Genomic DNA, 2,183 nt, shown 5'->3' on the forward strand with positions numbered 1-2,183 from the left:
GTTTTATATTTTAATTTCAATATTATTTGGTTATATTGATTTCGTTGATAGAATGTTCAAGTTTAGCTAGTTTCTGCCGAAATTGTTGTATATGTCATGATTTCATTGATAGAGATTACTATAATGGGGATGTTTTATAATAAAAATTCTCTAAGGACACACAATGGATGAAAAATTCAAACAAAGTGCGCTAGATTTTCATGAGTTTCCCCAACCAGGTAAAATTGAAATTACACCGACTAAGTCATTAACGGCACAACGAGATCTGGCCCTCGCATATTCTCCCGCTGTTGCTTATCCTTGTCTTGAAATCGCAGCTGATCCGTTGATCGCTTACAAATATACAGCTAAGGCTAATTTAGTGGCCGTAGTTTCTAATGGTACCGCAGTGTTAGGATTGCGAAATATTGCCGCTTTGGCTGGTAAACCGGTTATGGAAGGAAAAGGTGTTTTATTTAAAAAATTTTTCGGCATTGATGTATTTAATATTGAAATAGACGAATCTAACCCGGATAAACTGATCGATGTTATTGCCGCATTAGAGCCAACTTTTGGCGAAATCAATTTGGAAGATATTAAAGCACCAGAATGTTTCTATATTGAAAAAAAACTGCGTGAAAAAATGTAAATCCCTGTTTTCCATGATGATCAGCATGGTACTGACATTATTTCAACCGCCGCAATATTGAACGGTTTACGCATTGTTAATAAAAAAATTGACCAGATTCGCTTAGTTGTTTCAGGTGCAGGTGCTGTGCTTCTATCGCCTGTATGAATTTATTGGTTGCATTAGGTCCTAATCGTAGGAATATTATTGTCTTTGACTCAAAAGGCGTTATTTATCGTGGCCGCGATGAAGTGATGGATGAAACTAAAGCTGCTTATCCAATTGAAGATAATGGTTTACGTACTCTAGCGGATGTTATCCCAGGCGCAGATATTTTCTTAGGCTGCTCAGCGCCGGGTGTGTTGACTGCGGAAATGGTAAAATCGATGGCTAATGCACCGCTTATCTTAGCATTAGCCAACCCGAAACCAGAAATTCTTCCTTCAATAGCAAAAGCAGCACGGCCCCCCGATGCGATTATTTGCACTGGGCGTTCTAACTATCCTAATCAGGTAAACAATGTACTCTGTTTTCCTTTTATCTTTCGCGGCGCGCTGGACGTTGGGGCAACCACGATTAATGAAGAGATGAAACTAGCCTGTGTGCAGGCAATTGCTGATTTAGCATTAGCTGAGCAGAATGACGTTGTTGTCTCCGCTTACGGTGATCAGGAGTTAAAATTTGGTGCTGATTATATTATCCCAAAACCTTTTGATCCGCGCTTAATTGTTAAAATTGCGCCAGCAGTCGCTAAAGCGGCAATGGAATCTGGTGTAGCAACACGACCAAGTACAGATTTTGATTCTTATATAGAAAAACTTAATGCGTTTATCTATAGCACCCACCTATTTATGAAGCCGATTTTTTCTTTGGCCCGCAAAGAAAAAAACGGATTGTATTAGCGGAAGGTGAGGAAGAACGAATATTGCATGCAATCCAAGAATTAATATCTTTAGGTTTGGCTTATCCAATTTTAATTGGTCGACCCAGTGTGATTGAAAAGCGAATTGAAAAGCTTGGGTTGCAAATTAAAATTGGTGAAGATTTTGAGTTGATTAACAATGAAAATGATTCGCGTTTTAAAACCTATTGGCAACAGTATTATCAATTAATGAAACGCCATGGTGTTTCGCAGGAAATGGCGCGTAGAGAAGTCATCAATAACCCAACCTTAATTGCTGCGTTGATGATCCCCGCCAAGGTGAAGCCGATGGCATGATTTGTGGTACTGTTGGTAGTTATAATCAACATTTTACCATTATAAAAAATGTGCTTGGCTTCCGGCAGAATAGTTCAGTAGCGGGTGCAATGAATGCCCTGATATTGCTATAGCTAAGCGACTTAATTCTGATGACATTATTTATATGAGCTATTCAATTGATTTTAGACGTAAAGTGATATTTACGATGAAAGAAGAAGGGTTGAGTATCCGAGAAACAGCGAAGCAATTTCGGATTGGCTCTGCATCTGTATCGCGTGTATCGCGTTGGATTAATCAAATAGAGCCAAAAGCATCGACTACGCGTCAGCGAAAAATCGATAAATCCGAGTTGATAAAAGATGTTGAACAATATCC

1 protein-coding gene and 1 pseudogene are annotated in these 2,183 nt (G+C 38.8%); both read left to right on the top strand.

The genetic code is table 11. The features are described from left to right. Positions 1-163: 163 nt before the first annotated feature. A pseudogene (locus ARSQ2_RS10925) lies at positions 164-1,933 on the top strand (NADP-dependent malic enzyme); the annotation flags it as partial. 38 nt (positions 1,934-1,971) lie between these two features. Beyond that, on the top strand, positions 1,972-2,183 hold a 212-nt coding region (locus ARSQ2_RS10930), incomplete at its 3' end, for an IS630 transposase-related protein (RefSeq protein WP_238334478.1).

The organism is Arsenophonus endosymbiont of Bemisia tabaci Q2 (genome assembly GCF_902713415.1).
In the GTDB taxonomy this organism is placed as follows: domain Bacteria; phylum Pseudomonadota; class Gammaproteobacteria; order Enterobacterales; family Enterobacteriaceae; genus Arsenophonus.